An 18,078-nucleotide genomic window follows, 5' to 3' on the forward strand; every position below is an offset into this window, starting at 1 on the left:
CCATGGGAGTGCATCGTCCGATGCATCGCGATCGGTGCCTTCGTGCGCGGCAAAGGCCGGTCGAAGTCGGGCCGATCGAAGATTCGGCCAGCGCGCAAAATCGCACGGCAGCCTAACCCCATGCTTCGTCGTGCAACCGTCACGTCGCACAGACAAACCGGTGAAGCATTCGTCCTGTTCAGACTCCCGGTGCACCTACGCCTTCGGTGCGGCTGCCACGCTTCAACCTTGACCACTCACTTCTGAGCCGTCACTGGTCACATCCAATATGGCAGATGGTGTCTCAGGTCGATTCCTAATCCGACACTAATCGGTTCGTTCCCTTGTTCCAAGCCTTTTTTTGCCGCAGGGCATCATGGAATGAAGGGGGCGGTCACAATCGCGCGGGCGATTCCGGCAAGGTCCCGGCGAGCGGGTCCGTCGGGTGGAATTCCGCACACCGACAGGATCTCCGCGACGTCCGTCTCCTGTCCGGCACCAAGCTCGAGGACGGCTCGTCCACCCGGAGCCAGAAGGCCGGCAAGCTGCCGTGCGATCGCGCGATAGGCATCAAGGCCATCCGCGCCGCCATCCAGTGCGAGATGGGGATCGTGGTCTCGAACGTCCAGAGGCAGGCCGCTCACATCGCCGCTGGCGATGTAGGGCGGGTTGGAGACCACGAGGTCGAAGCGGCCGGAAAGCGCGGCGCCCCAGCGGCCGACGAGAACGGCGCTGCGCGCGCCGAGGCCGAGCCGCACGAGGTTGTCGCGCGCGGTCCGGGCCGCATCCTCGGACAGATCGACGCCGACGCCGAAAGCCGCCGGGCGCTCGGAGAGGATCGCGGCGAGGATGGCGCCGGTGCCGGTGCCGAGATCGAGCACGTGCAGCGCCGCCCCGGCATCCGGGAAGGCGGCGAGCACAGCCTCGACCAGCGTCTCGGTCTCCGGGCGGGGCACCAGCGTTCCGGCCGAGAGGGTGAAGTCGAGGCTCCAGAACTCCCGGCGCCCGGCGAGGCGGGCGAGCGGCTCGCCCTGCGCGCGGCGGGCGGCGAGCGCGTCGAGACGTACCGTTTCCTCGGGCGTCAGCGGGATGTCCGCGCGGGTGACGAGATCGAGCTCCGACAGGCCGAGCGCGAGGCGCACCAGAAGCCGGGCCTCGCGCTCCGGCGCTTCGATGCCGGCGGTGGCGAGCCGTCCAGCCACGGCGCGCGACGCCTCGGCGCGGGTCGTGACGCGGCTGGCCTCGCCCGCGCCGCTCCGGCTCATGGCTGGCCCCAGCCGGTATCCTCGGCCTCGGCCAGCAGGGCCGCCTGATGTTCGGTGGTGAGCGCGTCGACGAGTTCGCCCAGCGCCTCGCCGGAGAGGATTTCCGGCAGCTTGTGCAGCGTCAGGCCGATGCGGTGGTCGGTCACGCGCCCCTGCGGGAAATTATAGGTGCGGATGCGCTCGGAGCGGTCGCCGGAGCCGACCTGCAGCCTGCGGTCGGCGGCGCGGGCGGTGTCGCGCTTCTCGCGCTCGGCGTCGTAGAGCCGGGCGCGCAGCAGCGACATGGCGCGGGCCTTGTTCTTGTGCTGCGAGCGCTCGTCCTGCACCGCCACCACGACGCCGCTGGGCAGATGGGTGATGCGCACCGCGCTCTCGGTCTTGTTGACGTGCTGGCCGCCGGCGCCGGACGCCCGGAAGACGTCGATGCGCAGGTCGCCCTCGTCGATGGCGATGTCGACCTCCTCCACCTCCGGCAGCACCGCGACGGTGGCGGCGGAGGTGTGGATGCGACCGGACCCCTCGGTTTCCGGCACGCGCTGCACGCGGTGCACGCCGGATTCGAATTTCAGCTTCGCATAGGCGCCGCGGCCATGGATGGCGGCGGCGATTTCCTTGTAGCCGCCGGCCGTGCCCTCGCTGAGCGACAGCACCTCGACCGACCAGCCGTTCAGCGCCGCGAAGCGCTCGTACATGCGGAACAGGTCGCCGGCGAACAGCGCCGCCTCGTCACCGCCGGTGCCGGCGCGCACCTCGAGGATGACGCCGCGCTCGTCCATGGCGTCCTTCGGGAGGAGGGCGAGCCGCACCTCATGGGCGAGCGTCTCCACCTGGCCTTCGAGCGAGGCGGCCTCCTCCTCGGCGAGGGCGGCCATTTCCCGGTCGGTCGAGGGATCGGTGGCGAGCGTGCGGGCCTCGTCGAGCTCGCGCTCGGCGGCGCGCAGCGCCTTGATCCGCTCGATCAGTGGCGAGAGGTCGGAGAATTCGCGGGACAGCCGCACATAGGCGTCGGCATCCGGTCCGGCGGTGAGCGCGTGCTCGATTTCCGCGTGGCGGGCGAGAAGCTGATCAAGGCGGGCGTCGGGCAGCATGGCTCTAAAGGGGCAGTCCGGCCGCCTCGGCGAAGGCGCCAAGGCGGGCGCGGATGGACGCGAGGCTGGCAGGCTCGGCGATCAGCGGGGCGACGAAGGCGCTGGCGGCCGCGAGGTCGAGCTCCAGCAGCATCGCCTTCACCGGCCCGAAGGAGGCCGGCGAGACGGAGAGCTTCCGGTAGCCGATCGCCGCGAGCGCCAGCGCCTCCAGCGGATGCGAGGCGAGTTCGCCGCACAGCGTCACCGGCTTGCCGAACCGCTCGGCGGCGTCGGCGACCGACTTCAGCGCGCGCAGCGCGGCGGGCGAGAGCGCGTCGAATCGGTCCGCCACGCGCGGATTGCCGCGATCGGCGGCGAACAGGAACTGCACGAGGTCGTTCGAGCCGACCGAGGCGAAGTCGATGCGGCTGAACAGCTCGTCGAGCTGGAACAGCAGCGCCGGCACCTCAAGCATCACGCCGACCAGCACGCGTTCGGGCAGATCGTGCCCGTGGCGGCGCAGATGGGTGAGCTCGCGCTCCAGTATGTTGCGGGCGCGGTCGAACTCCTCGACCGCCGAGACCATCGGGAAGATGAGCCGCAGCTCGCGCCCGGTGGCGGCGCGCAGCAGCGCGCGGATCTGGCTGCGCAGCAGACCCGGCCGGTCGAGGCCGAGGCGGATGGCGCGCCAGCCGAGCGCCGGGTTCTCCTCCTCGATCGCCCGCATATAGGGCAGCACCTTGTCGCCGCCGATGTCGAGCGTGCGGAAGACGACCGGCCGCTCGCCGGCGGCGTCGAGCACGGAGCGGTAGAGCTTTAGCTGCTCGTTGGTCCGCGGGAAGGCGGAGGCGATCATGAACTGCAGCTCGGTGCGGAACAGGCCGATGCCGGAGGCGCCGGTCTCGGCGATGTGCGGCAGGTCGACCAGCAGGCCGGCATTGAGATGCAGGTCGATGGCGACGCCGTCCCGGGTCACGGTCGGCCGGTCGCGCAAGGCGGCGTACCGCTCCAGCCGCTTGGCCCGGAAGCGCACCTTCTCGGCATAGGCGGCCTCGACATCGGCCGGCGGGCGCACATGCACCTCGCCGCTGATGCCGTCGACGATGATCGGGTCGCCCGGATCGACTATGCCGACCATGTTCTCCAGATGGCCGACGGCGGCGATGTTCAGCGCTCGGGCGACGATGGTGAGGTGGCTCGTCGCCGCGCCTTCCTCCAGCACGAGGCCGCGAATGCGGGAGCGGTCATAGTCGAGCAGCGCCGCCGGGCTCATGTTGCGGGCGACGATGATCGCATTGTCCGGGAGCTGGATCTGGTCCGGCCCGCCGGCCCGCCCGGTGAGCTGGCGCAGCAGCCGGTTGGCGAGGTCGTCGAGATCGTGCATCCGCTCGCGCAGGTACGGGTCGGTCATGCGCAGCATGCGGGCGCGGGTGTCCGACTGCACGCGCTCCACCGCGCCCTCGGCGGTGAGGCCGGTCATCACCGCCTCGCGCATGCGGGTGATCCAGCCGCGGTCATGCGCGAACATGCGGTAGGCCTCGAGGATCTCGCGGTGCTCGCCGACGCGGGCGACGCCCTCGTCCTCCAGCATCGTGTCGATCGAGGCGCGCAGCGTGTCGACCGCCTCGTCGAGGCGTCCCAGCTCGCGCGGCACGTCGTCGGCGATGACCTTGGTCACCTCGATGCGCGGCTCGTGCAGCACCACATGGCCGAGGCCGATGCCCTCCGCGAGCGCCAGCCCCTTGACGTGCAGTGGACGGTGCGCGGCTGGCTCGGCGCCGGGCTTGGCGAGCGCGGTGAGCTCGCCCGAGGCGATGATCTCGGCGAGCACCATCGCGGTGGTCTGCAGCGCTTCGACCTCCTCCTCGGTATAGGTGCGGTGGGCGCGGTTCTGCACCACCAGCACGCCGAGCGTGTTGCCGGCCCGCAGGATCGGCACGCCGAGGAAGGAATGGTAGATCTCCTCGCCCGTCTCCGGCCGGTAGGAGAAGGCGGGGTGGGCCTGCGCGTTGGACAGGCTGATGGCCTCCGCCTCGCGCGCGACAGTGCCGACGAGGCCCTCGTCGATCCGCATCACCGTGAGGTGGACGGCGGATCGGTTCAGACCTTCGGTCGCATAGAGCTCGAGCGTGCCGTCGACGCGCAACACGTAGACCGAGCACACCTCGGCCACCATGTTGGCGGCGATCAGCACCACGATCTTGTCGAGACGGTCCTGCGCGCTGACCGGCTCCGCCATGACCTCGCGGAGCCGCCTGAGAAGCACGCGCGGGCCGCCGAGCGCGCCTCGCATCGGCCGTCCTCGATTTCCGGGAGCCGCACACCCCGGATGGTGACGCTGTGGCGCGATTCCCGCCTCGCGCCGGTTCAGGACGCCGTCAGGCGTCCAGCCCGTATACCGAATGCAGCGTTCGAACCGCAAGTTCGGTATATGCCGCATCGATGAGCACCGAGATCTTGATCTCGGAGGTCGAAATCGCGCGGATGTTGATGCCGCGCTCCGACAGGGCCTTGAAGGCCTTGGCGGCGACGCCGGCGTGGGAGCGCATGCCGATGCCGATGATCGAGATCTTCACGACGTCGGTGGCGCCCTCGATGGTCTTGAAGCCGATGCTGTCCTGCGCGTCGGCGAGGGCCGCCTTGGCGCGCTCGAAGTCGGCGGTCGGCACGGTGAAGGTGATGTCGGTGAAGCCTTCCGCCGAGATGTTCTGGACGATCATGTCGACATTGATGTTCGCTTCGGCGAGCGGCACGAACACGCCGGCCGCGATGCCCGGCTTGTCCGGCACGTGGCGGATGCTGACCTGGGCCTCGTCCCGCGCGAAGGCGATGCCGGTGACGACTTCACTCTCCACGATTTCCTCCTCGTCGCAAATCAGGGTTCCCGGCGGATCGCCGTTGACGCGCAGCTCCGGCGCGTCCGGATCGGTGAAGCTGGAGCGCACGAAGGTGCGCACCTTGTGGACCATGGCGAGCTCGACCGAGCGAACCTGCAGCACCTTGGCGCCGAGCGAGGCCATTTCCAGCATTTCCTCGAAGGCGACCTTATCGAGCCGCCGCGCCTTGGGCACGATGCGCGGATCGGTCGTGTAGACGCCGTCGACGTCGGTGTAGATGTCACAGCGGTCCGCCTTGATGCCGGCGGCGACCGCCACCGCGCTGGTGTCCGAGCCGCCGCGCCCCAGCGTGGTGATGCGCCCGCTCGGCAGATTGATGCCCTGGAAGCCGGCGATCACCGCCACCTCGTTGCCGTTCTCGAAGCGGCGGACGATCTCCTCGCCGTTGACGTCGAGGATTCGCGCCGAGCCGTGGGCGTCGTCGGTGGAGATGGGCAATTGCCAGCCCTGCCAGGAACGGGCGGGGATGCCCATCTCCTGCAGCGCGATGGCGAGAAGGCCGGACGTCACCTGCTCGCCGGAGGCGACGATCGCGTCATATTCGCGGGCGTCGTGCAGCACGGCGGTCTCGCGGCACCAGGCGACCAGCTCGTTGGTCTTGCCGGACATGGCGGAGACCACAACGGCGACCTGGTGACCGGCCTCGATCTCGCGTTTGACGTGCCGCGCGACGTTGCGAATGCGCTCGACGTTCGCGACGGACGTGCCGCCGAACTTCATCACCAGACGTGCCATGGGGAAACCGTACCGCGTGTTCTTTATCTTTAAGGACCGGCGGGGCAGGGAGGCCCCCGGTCAAAAAGGCGCGTATACATATCGACGTCGCGCCTCGCCCGCAACGGCGCCGCGCGAGCCTGGAAGCATTCGCGATTCTGAGCCGAACCGGAGCCTGCCCCCATGCCGCAGACCGCCGAGACCACCGTCGATCCGCGCGAGGTCGCCCAATTCGCCGCGCTGGCCGCCGAATGGTGGAATCCGCGCGGAAAGATGAGCGTGCTGCATCGGTTCAACCCGGTGCGGCTCGCCTATCTGCGCGAGAAGCTCATCGCCCATTTCGGGCGCGACGCGCGCGCCATCCGCCCGCTGGAGGGGCTGCGCCTCATCGACATCGGCTGCGGCGGTGGGCTGCTGAGCGAGCCGCTGGCGCGGATGGGAGCCGAGGTCGTCGGCATCGATCCGGCCGAGCGCAATGTCGGCGTTGCGCGCACCCATGCCGAGCAGTCGGGCGTCGAGATCGACTACCGCGCCACCACTGCCGAGGCGATGGCGGATGCCGGCGAGCGCTTCGACGTGGTGCTCGCCATGGAGGTGGTCGAGCACGTCGCCGATGTCGGGCTGTTCATCCGCCGGGCGGCGGAGATGGTGAAGCCGGGCGGGCTGATGTGCGCGGCGACGCTGAACCGCACCGGGCGCTCCTTCGCGCTCGCCATCGTCGGCGCCGAATATGTGCTCGGCTGGCTGCCGCGCGGCACGCATGACTGGAACAAATTCGTCACCCCCGAGGAGCTTCAGGGCGCGCTGGAGGCCGGCGGCCTTAACATCGTCGACCGGGCCGGCGTCGTCTTCAATCCGCTCACCGGGGAGTGGCGGCAGGCGGAGGATCTCTCGGTCAACTATATGATGCTGGCCGGGCGGGCCGCGCTCCCGCCCCCGGCCTCGTGACGATCGGGCGGCGCGCGGAAATTCGCCTGTTGATCCGCCTCAAGGCCCTTCCGTTGCCAATCCGCAACACTACATGAGGGCGAGCGGATCGCCTTGGAGGGGTCCGCCGCGGTGGCCGGGATACGGGCGCCGCCATCCCAGTTCCGTCCGTGCCTTTCAAGGGCGGACGGGGGGCAAGGAGGGAGACGATGAATTTCGATATCTACACCGAGCGCTCGCGCGGTTTCGTGCAGTCGGCGCAGGCGCTTGCGCTGCGCGAGGGGCACCAGCAGTTCACCCCCGAGCACCTTCTCAAGGTGCTGCTCGACGATCCGGAAGGCCTGTGCGCAGGTCTGATCCAGCGGGCCGGCGGCGATCCGCGCCTCGTGCTCGCGGAGACCGAGACGGCGCTGAAGAAGCTGCCGAAGGTCGAGGGCTCGGGTGCCGGGCAGGTCTATCTCGCGCCGGCGACCGCGCGCGTGTTCGACGCCGCCGAGAAGGCGGCGAAGAAGGCCGGCGACGGCTACGTCACCGTCGAGCGGCTGCTGCTCGCGCTCGCCATGGAGAAGGACAGCGAGGCCGGCAAGATCCTCAACCGCGCCGGTGCCACGCCGCAGAAGATCAATGCGGCGATCGAGGCGTTGCGCCAGGGCCGGACCGCCGACAGCGCGACCGCCGAGAACGCCTATGACGCGCTGAAGAAATACGCGCGGGACCTCACGGCCGCGGCGCGCGAGGGCAAGCTCGATCCGGTGATCGGCCGCGACGAGGAGATCCGCCGCACCATCCAGGTGCTGTCGCGCCGGACCAAGAACAACCCGGTTCTCATCGGCGAGCCTGGCGTCGGCAAGACCGCCATCGTCGAGGGCCTCGCGCTGCGCATCGTCGACGGCGACGTGCCGGAGAGCCTGAAGGACAAGAAGCTGCTCGCGCTCGACATGGGCGCGCTGATCGCCGGCGCGAAATATCGCGGCGAGTTCGAGGAGCGGCTGAAGTCCGTGCTGCAGGAGGTCACCTCCGCCGAGGGCGGAATCATCCTGTTCATCGACGAGATGCATACGTTGGTCGGCGCCGGGAAGGCGGACGGGGCGATGGATGCCTCGAACCTGCTCAAGCCCGCTCTGGCGCGCGGCGAGCTGCACTGCGTCGGCGCGACCACGCTCGACGAGTACCGCAAGCATGTCGAGAAGGACCCGGCGCTCGCCCGGCGCTTCCAGCCGGTCTTCGTCTCCGAGCCGACGGTCGAGGACACCATCTCGATCCTGCGCGGCATCAAGGAGAAGTACGAGCTGCACCACGGCGTGCGCATCACCGATTCCGCGCTGGTGTCGGCGGCGACGCTGTCGAACCGCTACATCACCGACCGCTTCCTGCCCGACAAGGCGATCGACCTGGTCGACGAGGCGGCGGCGCGCCTGCGCATGCAGGTCGATTCCAAGCCCGAGGAGCTCGACAGCATCGATCGCGAGATCGTGCGCCTGCGCATCGAGCAGGAGGCGCTGAAGAAGGAGAGCGACGCTGGCTCCAAGGACCGGCTGAAGAAGCTGGAGAAGGAGCTCGCCGATCTGGAGGAGCAGTCGTCCGCGCTCACCTCCCGCTGGAAGGCGGAGAAGGAGAAGCTCGGCGACGCCCAGAAGATCAAGAGCGATCTGGAAAAGGCCCGGGCCGATCTCGCCAGCGCCCAGCGCAACGGCGAGTACCAGAAGGCGGGCGAGCTGGCCTACGGCACCATTCCGGCGCTGGAGAAGAAGCTCGCCGAGCTGGAGAAGAACGAGCTCGCCAATGAGGTGAAGGCCGGCGGCATGGTCGAGGAGGCGGTGACGCCCGACCATGTGGCGCAGGTCGTCTCGCGCTGGACCGGGGTTCCGGTCGACAAGATGCTGGAAGGCGAGAAGGAGAAGCTGCTCCGCATGGAGGAGGATCTCGCCAAGCGCGTCATCGGCCAGAAGGAGGCGGTGGAAGCCGTCTCGACGGCGGTGCGCCGCGCCCGCGCCGGGCTGCAGGACCCGAACCGGCCGATCGGCTCGTTCATGTTCCTCGGCCCCACCGGCGTCGGCAAGACCGAGCTGACCAAGGCGCTGGCGGCGTTCCTGTTCGACGACGACACCGCGCTCGTGCGCATCGACATGTCGGAATACATGGAGAAGCACGCGGTCGCCCGGCTGATCGGCGCGCCTCCCGGCTATGTCGGCTACGAGGAGGGCGGTGCGCTCACCGAGGCGGTGCGGCGCCGGCCTTATCAGGTCGTGCTGTTCGACGAGATCGAGAAGGCGCATCCGGACGTGTTCAACGTCCTCCTGCAGGTGCTCGACGACGGGCGGCTGACGGACGGGCAGGGCCGGACGGTCGACTTCCGCAACACGCTGATCATCATGACCTCGAACCTCGGTTCCGAGTTCCTGGTGAACCAGCCGGACGGGCAGGACACCGAGGCGGTGCGCGACGAGGTTATGGCGGTGGTGCGCTCGCACTTCCGGCCCGAATTCCTCAACCGCGTCGACGAGATCGTGCTGTTCCACCGGCTGCGGCGCGAGCAGATGGGTGCCATCGTCGACATCCAGGCGAAGCGGCTGCAGAAGCTGCTCGATGAGCGGAAGATCGTCCTGGAGCTGACCCCCGAGGCGCGGGATTTCCTCGCCGAGAAGGGTTACGACCCGGCCTATGGCGCTCGTCCGCTGAAGCGGGTGATGCAGAAGCTGCTTCAGGACCCGCTCGCCGGCCGCATCCTCGCCGGCACGGTGAAGGACGGCGACGTGGTGCGGATCGAGCGCGGCGCGGGCGAACTGTTGTTCGACACCCGCCCGGCCGTCGAGGAGGCGGCGTGAGCCGACCCTACTTTCGCTATGCAAAGGCCGGGCTTCCAAGCCCGGCCTTTTTCTTGGCCGGTGCTACGGCGGTGTCGCAACCTCACCGTGCGTAATTTTCATGCACCGTTCAAAGGCCGGGTGCACACTGGCAAATCTCTGGGAGATTCGCGCATGCTGCCCTTCGGCCTTGATCTTTTCGCGATCGTCATCCTCGTCCTGGTCGTCGGCACCATCTTCGCCGGCGTGAAGACGGTGCCGCAGGGCTACCAGTACACGGTCGAGCGCTTCGGCCGCTACACGCGCAGCCTGTCGCCGGGCCTCAACATCATCGTTCCCTTCATCGACCGCGTCGGCAACAAGGTGAACATGATGGAGCAGGTGCTCGACGTGCCGACGCAGGAGGTGATCACCAAGGACAACGCCACGGTGGCGGTCGACGGTGTCGCCTTCTTCCAGGTGTTCGATGCGCCGCGGGCCAGCTATGAGGTCGCCCGTCTCGACGCCGCGATCCTGGCGCTCACCACCACCAATATCCGCACGGTGATGGGCTCGATGGACCTCGACCAACTGCTCTCGCACCGCGACGAGATCAATGAGCGGCTGCTGCGCGTGGTCGACGCCGCGGCCTCGCCGTGGGGCGTGAAGATCACCCGCATCGAGATCAAGGACATCGTGCCGCCCGCCGATCTCGTCTCCGCCATGGCGCGGCAGATGAAGGCGGAGCGCGAGAAGCGCGCCGTGGTGCTCGAAGCCGAGGGCCAGCGCCAGTCCGAGATCCTGCGCGCCGAGGGCGAGAAGCAGAGCCAGATCCTCGAGGCCGAGGGTCGGCGTGAGGCCGCCTTTCGCGACGCCGAAGCACGCGAGCGCCTCGCCGAAGCCGACGCCAAGGCCACCCAGATGCTTTCGGCCGCGGTGGCGAGCGGCGAACCGGCGGCGCTCAACTACTACATCGCGGAAAAATACGTGAAGGCGCTGGAGGGCATCGTCACCTCGCCGAACCAGAAGCTGCTGATGCTGCCCTATGAGGCGACGGCGATCATCGGCTCGCTCGCCGGCATCGCCGAGATCGCCAAGGGCGCCTTCGGCCCGGATGCGCCGAAGGGCGGCGCGCGCCGGCCGACCGGGCCGGGCACGTTCTGAGGGCTGGACCCATGTCGATCATCGAGACGCTCGGGCCGTGGAGCTGGTTCATCCTCGCCGGTCTTCTGATGATCGGGGAGCTCGCGGCGCCGGGCGCCTATCTGCTCTGGCTCGGCCTCGCGGCGGCGGCCTGCGGTGCCGTCGGCTTCCTTGTCGACCTGCCGTGGCAGGCCGAGATCCTGCTGTTCGCGGTGCTCGCGCTCGCCATGGTCGCGCTTGGACGATGGGTGACGCCGCGGCCGAGCGAAGGCAGCGACCGGCCCTTCCTGAACCGCCGCGCCGAGGGCTATGTCGGCCGCTCCTTCGTGCTCGACGAACCCATCGTCGGCGGTGTCGGGCGGGTGCGCATCGACGATACGGTCTGGCGCATCGTCGGCGCCGATCAGCCGGCCGGGAGCCGCGTGGTGGTGCAGCGCGTCGACGGCGCGACGCTGGTGGTCGCCGCCGCCTGAGATTTACCGCCAAAAGCCGCCTGGAAACGGTGCGTTAACCATAAACGCGCAGGTTCGGAACCGTATCGGGCCACAAGGCAATCGGCGGATTCGGGTTCTTGACGCGCATCGTCCTCGTACTGGGCGTCCTTGCGCTCGGCGTCACGCTCGGCGTGGCGGCGGGGCCGGCGCATGCGCAGAGCGACGAGGCCGCCGACAGCGGTCTGCGCGGCGCCATCACGCAGACGCCGAGCAGCAGCGCCCTGCGCGGCACGGTCGACGCCAATGCCGCGGTCGATACCGTCGCGCCCTCCCGCCCGGCCGATCTCCTGCCGACCCTGCGCCCCTCGGTGGGGGTGGAGGACGACAGCATCGCGCGGGAGGACGTGCTGCCCGATCCCGAGGCGGCGCTCGACACGCTCGCCTTGCCGGACAATTCGCTCAACCTGCCGCCGCTGCGCACGCCGCGCCGCCGGACCAATCCGGAGGTCGATCCCTTCGAGCCGGTTGGCGTCAAGGTCGGCAGCTTCGTGGTGACGCCCTATGCCGAGCTGCGCGAGGGCTATGACAGCAACGCGCTGCGCGTGCGCAACGGGCCCGGTTCGGCCTTCACGGTGATCGGCGGCGGCTTCGCCTCGCGCTCGGACTGGTCGCGCCATGCGCTCGATGTCCAGTTGCGCGGCGGCTATACGAGCTACGACAACGTCACCGCCAACAACCGGCCGGAAGCCGAGGCGCTCGTGCGCGGCCGGCTCGACGTCAACTCGCAGACCCGGATCGACGCCATCGTGCGCGGCACCATCACCACCGACGCGGCCGGTTCGGTGGATGCCGTGCAGGGCGCGACGGAGCCGCCGCTCATCTACACGACCAGCCTTGATCTCGGCGTCACCCGGCGCTTCAACCGCCTCGAGCTCGGCGCTGCCGGGCTGATCGTGCGCGAGGACCATGCCGCCGCCGCGCTGGTGGGCGGGGGCCATGAGAACCTCGCCGACCGCAACGTGACCGGCTACGGCGTGAGGCTGCGCGGCGGCTATGAGATGATGCCGGGGGTCAAGCCGTTCGTGCAGCTTCTCGCCGACCATCGCGAATACGACATCGTGCCGGACGCCTCCGGCTATGACCGCAATTCGCACGGCATCACCGCGACGGTCGGCTCCGAGTTCCGTCTGAGCGACCTGCTCACCGGCACAGCGTCGGCAGGCTATACGTGGCGCTATTACGTCGATCCGGCGCTGCAGGACATTGACGGGCTGGTCGCCGACGCCTCGCTGCGCTGGGAGGCGACGGGGCTCACCACCGTCATCCTCGGGGCGCGCAGCGGCGTCGAGGAAACCTCGCAGGCGGGCGCCTCCGGCAATTTCGTGCATCAGGCGCGCGTCGAGGTCGAGCACGCCTTCCGGCGCTGGCTGATCGGCGAGGCCTCGGTCGCCTATCGGATCAACGACTATGTCGGCTCGGACCTCGAGGAGCGCACGCTCGAATTCGGTGCCGGGCTGACCTACAAGCTCGGCCGGTGGGCGGAGCTGACGGCGCAGGCGAGCCACCTCAGGCTCGATTCCTCGGTGCCGGGCTCGGACTACACCGCCAATGTCGTGCAGGTGGGGCTGCGGCTGCAGCGTTAGAGCATTTTCCGCGAAGTTGCCCGACTTTCGCGGACAGAAAATGCTCCTGTTGAATCGAAAGCATTCTCCGATCGGGCGGTTCCGCCCGATCGGCACGAAAGCGCCCGGCCGCGGCCGCGTCAGTTCGACGCCAGCAGCGCCTCGATCTCGTCGCGGAACGGGCCGGCGATGTCCGCCCGCGCCAGCGCATAGGCGACGTTGGCCATGAGGAAGCCGAGCTTCGAGCCGCAGTCATAGATCGAGCCGTCGAAGGTGACGCTGTAGAAGTCCTGCTTCTTGGCGAGCTTCAGCATGGAATCGGTGAGCTGGATCTCGCCGCCGGCGCCGCGCTCCTGGGTCTCGAGCAGGTCGAAGATCTCGGGCTGCAGGATGTAGCGGCCGGAAATGGCGAGGTTGGAGGGCGCGACCTCCTTCTTCGGCTTCTCGACCATCTTCTGGATCTTGTGCACGCCGTCGGCGACGCTCTCGCCGTTTCCGACGATGCCGTACTGGTCGGTCTGGTCCATCGGCACCTCATAGACCGCGATGTGGTTGCCGCCGCCGGTCTTCTCATAGGCGGAGACCATCTGGGCGAGGCAGCTCTTGCCGTTGCGCGGCTTGTGCAGCATGTCCGGCAGCAGCAGCGCGAAGGGCTCGTCGCCGATGATGTCGCGGGCGCACCACACGGCATGGCCGAGGCCGAGGGGGAGCTGCTGGCGGGTGAAGCTGGTCTTGCCGGGGCCGAGGGTCTCGGCGCGCAGCGTGTCCAGCAACTGATGCTTGCCGCGCTCGGCGAGCGTCGCCTCCAGCTCGTACTGGCGGTCGAAATGATCCTCGATCACGCCCTTGTTGCGCCCGGTAACGAAGACGATGTGCTCGATCCCCGCCGCGCGCGCCTCGTCGACGACATGCTGCACCACCGGGCGGTCGACCACGGTGAGCATCTCTTTCGGAACGGCCTTGGTGGCGGGAAGGAATCGCGTGCCGAGACCGGCGACGGGCAGGATCGCTTTGCGGATAGGGCTGGGCATGTTCGGTTGACGCCACGTTTCTGAATGAAGGGAAGTGCGTGCGAGCGCCGGCCTATCCGACGCGCAAGCATAGACTTAGGTGCGGGACGTTGACAAAGCCTCTACGGCCGATCCGTTCCGCCGATTATCGACCTCCATGTTGACGCATTGTTTGGTCTTCCCTGTTATGCGGACCATGCAATTGGGGCGATGTAGGGGAGATGACGTGGCGGTACTGGTAACGGGCGGCGCCGGCTATATCGGCAGCCATATGGTTCTTGCTCTGATCGATGCCGGCTTCGAGACGGTGGTGCTCGACGACCTGTCGACCGGCTTCGACTGGGCCGTGCATCCCGACGCCCGGCTGGTACGCGGCGACGTCTCCGACGGGGCGCTGGTGCAGCGCACTGTCAAGGAACACAAGATCGACGCGGTGGTGCACTTCGCCGCGCGCATCGTGGTGCCGGAATCGGTCGCCGACCCGCTGGGCTACTACTTCGCCAACACGGTGAAGTCGCGGGCGCTGATCGAGGCGCTGGTCGCCGCCGGCGTGCCGCATCTGATCTTCTCCTCGACCGCCGCGGTCTACGGCATGGTCGGCAACGATCCGGTGGCCGAGGACGCGCTGCTGGCGCCGATCTCGCCCTATGGCCGCTCCAAGCTGATGACGGAATGGATGCTCGCCGACACGGCGGTGGCGCATCCCTTCCATTATGTCGCGCTGCGCTATTTCAACGTCGCCGGCGCCGATCCCGCCGGGCGTTCCGGCCAGTCGACGCGTGGCGCCACCCATCTCATCAAGGTCGCCGCCGAGACCGCGCTCGGCAAGCGCACGGGGATGGACGTCTACGGCACCGACTATCCGACCCCGGACGGCACCTGCCTGCGCGACTACATCCACGTCACCGACCTCGCCAACGCCCATCTCGACGCGCTGCGTTATCTCAAGGCCGGCGGGGCGAGCACGGTGCTGAACTGCGGCTATGGCCAGGGCTATTCGGTGCTGGAGGTGATCGATACGGTCAAGCGCGTGTCGGGCATCGACTTTCCGGTGCGCGTCTCCGATCGCCGGCCGGGCGATCCGGCGGCGATCGTCGCCAAGGCGGAACGCATCCGCACCGAGCTCGGCTGGACGCCGAAGCTCGCCGATCTCGACACCATCGTCGCCCAGGCGCTGGCCTGGGAGCGCAAGCTCGGCGAGCGAAACCGCATCTAGTTTCGTGCGGATTTCTGCTTTCCGTTAAGTCCGCTTCAACCATGACGCGGCTCCAATCGGCGGATGTATCGCGTTGGAGTAGGCGTCATGGGTCTGGGGACAGGTGCGTGGGACGGAGCGGGGCCCGCGCAGGCAGCAAGGCTCGCGGCCGTCCTCGCCATGGCGCTCGGCCTCGCGGCCTGCGGTTCCACCGGTGACGTGACCGGCGCGCTCGGCGCGCCGCCGGCCGGGATGTCCGCTTCGACGAGCCCGGCTGCCGCCGCGCCGCGCGCCTATGCCCCCGCCCCCGCCCCCGCCCCCTCAGCCGCTCCGCGCAGCGGCGGCCATCCCGACATGCGGCCCGAGGCGCTGGCGGCCGACGAGAGGAACTTTGCCCGCTGCATCGCCGCGCTGGAGCCCGCCGCGCGGCAGCGGGGCGTCTCCGCCGCCGGCTGGCGCAGCTACACGGCGGGGCTGACGCCGGACATGTCGATCATGGAGAAGCTCGACACCCAGCCCGAATTCACCCGGTCGACGGGTGACTATGTCGACATGCTGGTGTCCGAGAAGCGCATCGCGCGCGGCCGCGAGATGCTGGCGGAGAACAAGGTGGTGTTCGACGCGGTGGAGCGCACCTACGGCGTCGACCGGCACATCGTGGCGGCGATCTGGGGCATCGAGACCAATTACGGCAATGCACGCGGCTCTTACCAGGTGCTGGCCGCGACGGCGACGCTCGCCTGTGTCGGGCGGCGCAAGGCCTATTTCAAGGACGAGTTCGTGGCGGCGCTGCAGATCGTCGATCGCGGCGACATCCCCGAATCGCACCTCAAGGGTTCCTGGGCCGGCGCCTTCGGCCTCACGCAGTTCATGCCCACCGCCTTCCAGCGCGACGCGGTCGATTTCGACGGCGACGGGCATCGCAACGTGGTCGATTCCGTCGCCGACGCGATGGGCTCGACCGCCGCCAAGCTGAAGCGCGGCGGATGGGTGGCAGGGCGGAGCTGGGGCTACGAGGTGACCCTGCCGCGCGGCTTCAACTATCTGCTCGCCGACAAGACGACGCAGAAGCCGCTGCGCGAATGGGCCGCGCTCGGCGTGAAGCGCGTGGCCGGCCGCGGCTTCACCAATGGCGAGGAGACCGCCTATCTGCTGCTTCCGGCCGGCGCCAAGGGACCCGCCTTCCTGGTCAACGGCAACTTCAAGGCGCTGCTGAGCTACAACCCGGCCGACGCCTATGCGCTCGCTATCGGCCATCTTGCCGACCGGTTGCGCGGGGGCGATGCCTTCGTGCAGGCCTGGCCGGCCGACGCCAAACCGCTCAGCCGCTCGGAGCGGGTCGAGCTGCAGCAGCGGCTTTCGGCACGAGGCTACGACATCGGCGTGCCGGACGGCGTGCTCGGGCACAAGACGCGGGTCGCCGTGCGCGACTATCAGGTGCGCGTCGGCATGCTTCCGGACGGCATGGCGAGCGGCGAGGTTCTCGCGCATATGCGCCAGGGATCGTAGGCTGCGGAACGTCGGCCGCTGGGGAAGGGGCCTTGAAACGGCCGCGATAATCGTTCACCGCTGAAGCGTGGAATCCTGGTGAGGCGTGGGCGATGCGGCAGTCGGGCTCCGTGCGCGCGGCGGTGAGGGTGCTGGCGGTGGCCGGCGCCGTCATGGTTGCCTGCCCGGCGGCGCAGGCGCAGCAAGACTGGTTCCGCCCGCCCGGCAGTGTCGGCCAGCCGTCGCGTGCCGCGCCGCAGCAGCAGGTGCGCCCGAGCCAGCAGCGCCAGCAGGCGCGCCCGCAGCAGGTGCGCCCGGCTCCGCCGCCGCAGCAGCAGGGCTGGAATCCGCTGTTCCCGCTGTTCGAGATCTTCCGCTCGCCGGCGCCGCCGCAGCAGCGTTATGCGGCGCCCCCGCCGATGCCGGAGACCGAGCAGAAGCCGCGCAAGGCGGTGCAGATCGAGCAGCCCGCCGAGCCGCGCGGCACCGTGTTCGCGTCGGTCGAGGACGCACGGAAAAACGTCGAGAAGCCCCCGACCGACGTGGTGCTGGTCATCGGCGACGAATTCGCGGCGCCGCTCGCCCAGGGGCTGGCCGATGCCTTCGCGCCGGAGCGCGCGGGCATCGCCGTCGTCGGCAAGGGCGAGAGCGGCACCGGCCTCGCGCCGGACGGCAAGTATGACTGGGTGGTCAAGGGGCCGGAGCTGGCCAACGCCAACGCGGTCAACGCCATCGTCATCTTCATGGGCGGCAACGACCTGCATCCGATCGAGGATGCCACCGGCAAGCTGCCGCTGTTCGACGAGAAGTGGATCGAGATCTACGGACGCCGGCTGGACGAGCTGTTCGCCGGGCTGAAGATGGTGGGCCGGCCCGTCGTGGTCGTCGGGCTGCCGCCGGTCGACGACATCCGCGCGAGCGACCGCAACGCCAAGCTCAACGAGCTCGTGCGGGAGCATGTCGAGCGCGCCGGGCTGATCTATGTCGACATCTGGGACGGCTTCGTCGACGAGAACGGCAAGTTCTTCATGTCCGGGCCCGCGGTCGACGGCCAGCGCCGGCGTCTGCGCACGTCGGACGGGGTCGGCTTCACCCGCGCGGGTGGCCGCAAGCTCGCCTTCTTCGTCGACCGCGTCCTGGGCAAGCTGCTGAACGGCCAGCCCAGCGCGCCGGTGCCCGACGCGGGAACCGGAACGCCCGCGGCAAGCGGGCCGCCTTCGCTGATCCAGCTAACCGGCGCGGCGACGGGCGGGCGGGCGCTGGCGGGGGCGAAGCCGGTGGAATCGGCACGGCTCTCCGGCACGGAAAGCCACGCGAATGGCGAAGGGCTCGCCACGCGCGTTCTGGTCGGCGGCGAGACGCTCAGCGCGACCGAGGGGCGGGTGGACGATTTCCGCTGGCGCCCGCCGGGAGCGGAGACGCCGCCGGCAACGCCGGCCTCGGCGCCCGGCGCGACACCGGGCGCGGACACGACGGGAGCACCGGCATCGTCACCGGCGACCGGCAGCACCGCCACGCCCTGAGCAGTCGGCGCCAGCGTCGCTCGAAGACGCC

General features: G+C 69.2%; 13 protein-coding genes. 8 read left to right on the plus strand and 5 right to left on the minus strand.

Translation table 11 applies throughout. From position 1 onward, the window contains the following. Window positions 1–353 precede the first annotated feature (353 nt). The 4 genes from prmC to U742_RS0112980 form a co-directional block, all read right to left on the minus strand. Complete coding sequence (gene prmC / locus U742_RS0112965; RefSeq protein WP_029353647.1) at window positions 354–1,244, minus strand: peptide chain release factor N(5)-glutamine methyltransferase; 891 nt, start codon at window positions 1,242–1,244, stop codon at window positions 354–356. Beyond that, window positions 1,241–2,332, minus strand: a complete 1,092-nt coding sequence (gene prfA / locus U742_RS0112970) for a peptide chain release factor 1 (protein WP_029353649.1) — start codon at window positions 2,330–2,332, stop codon at window positions 1,241–1,243. The genes prmC and prfA overlap by 4 nt, the downstream gene beginning before the upstream one ends. A 4-nt stretch (window positions 2,333–2,336) precedes the next feature. After that, window positions 2,337–4,604 (minus strand): phosphoenolpyruvate--protein phosphotransferase, encoded by a 2,268-nt coding sequence (gene ptsP / locus U742_RS0112975; RefSeq protein ID WP_029353651.1) that lies wholly within the window; start codon window positions 4,602–4,604, stop codon window positions 2,337–2,339. 85 nt (window positions 4,605–4,689) lie between these two features. Next, window positions 4,690–5,943, minus strand: a complete 1,254-nt coding sequence (locus U742_RS0112980; protein ID WP_029353653.1) for an aspartate kinase — start codon at window positions 5,941–5,943, stop codon at window positions 4,690–4,692. A gap of 162 nt (window positions 5,944–6,105) precedes the next feature. On the opposite strand from U742_RS0112980, the gene ubiG reads away from it, so the two are divergent. The 5 genes from ubiG to U742_RS0113005 all read left to right on the plus strand — a co-directional run bounded on the left by ubiG (window position 6,106) and on the right by U742_RS0113005 (window position 12,852). After that, entirely contained in the window at window positions 6,106–6,870 is a 765-nt protein-coding gene (ubiG, locus tag U742_RS0112985) for a bifunctional 2-polyprenyl-6-hydroxyphenol methylase/3-demethylubiquinol 3-O-methyltransferase UbiG (protein ID WP_029353655.1), read from the plus strand. A 188-nt stretch (window positions 6,871–7,058) separates the two neighbouring features. Next, window positions 7,059–9,674, plus strand: a complete 2,616-nt coding sequence (gene clpB, locus U742_RS0112990) for an ATP-dependent chaperone ClpB (RefSeq protein WP_029353657.1) — start codon at window positions 7,059–7,061, stop codon at window positions 9,672–9,674. Window positions 9,675–9,827: 153 nt separating this feature from the next. After that, a complete protein-coding gene (locus tag U742_RS0112995) occupies window positions 9,828–10,796 on the plus strand; it encodes an SPFH domain-containing protein (protein ID WP_029353659.1) in 969 nt (322 codons plus the stop codon). An 11-nt stretch (window positions 10,797–10,807) separates the two neighbouring features. Beyond that, window positions 10,808–11,248, plus strand: a complete 441-nt coding sequence (locus tag U742_RS0113000) for an NfeD family protein (RefSeq protein ID WP_029353661.1) — start codon at window positions 10,808–10,810, stop codon at window positions 11,246–11,248. Between the two features lie 98 nt (window positions 11,249–11,346). Continuing rightward, a complete protein-coding gene (locus U742_RS0113005) occupies window positions 11,347–12,852 on the plus strand; it encodes an outer membrane beta-barrel protein (RefSeq protein WP_051661139.1) in 1,506 nt (501 codons plus the stop codon). Window positions 12,853–12,971: 119 nt separating this feature from the next. Here U742_RS0113005 and galU read toward each other — a convergent pair whose 3' ends face one another. Beyond that, window positions 12,972–13,862, minus strand: coding sequence for a UTP--glucose-1-phosphate uridylyltransferase GalU (gene galU / locus U742_RS0113010; protein WP_029353665.1), 891 nt, complete (start codon window positions 13,860–13,862; stop codon window positions 12,972–12,974). Window positions 13,863–14,067: 205 nt separating this feature from the next. Between galU and galE the strand changes: the two genes are divergently transcribed. The 3 genes from galE (at window position 14,068) to U742_RS0113025 (ending at window position 18,047) form a co-directional block, all read left to right on the plus strand. Beyond that, on the plus strand, window positions 14,068–15,057 hold the full coding sequence (galE, locus tag U742_RS0113015) for a UDP-glucose 4-epimerase GalE (protein WP_029353666.1): 990 nt from the start codon (window positions 14,068–14,070) through the stop codon (window positions 15,055–15,057). An 87-nt stretch (window positions 15,058–15,144) separates the two neighbouring features. Continuing rightward, window positions 15,145–16,545 (plus strand): lytic murein transglycosylase, encoded by a 1,401-nt coding sequence (locus U742_RS0113020; protein WP_029353668.1) that lies wholly within the window; start codon window positions 15,145–15,147, stop codon window positions 16,543–16,545. Between the two features lie 92 nt (window positions 16,546–16,637). After that, entirely contained in the window at window positions 16,638–18,047 is a 1,410-nt protein-coding gene (locus tag U742_RS0113025; RefSeq protein ID WP_029353670.1) for a DUF459 domain-containing protein, read from the plus strand. Window positions 18,048–18,078: the final 31 nt, after the last annotated feature.

This window comes from Allobosea sp. 117 (assembly GCF_000702305.1).
In the GTDB taxonomy this organism is placed as follows: domain Bacteria; phylum Pseudomonadota; class Alphaproteobacteria; order Rhizobiales; family Xanthobacteraceae; genus Ancylobacter.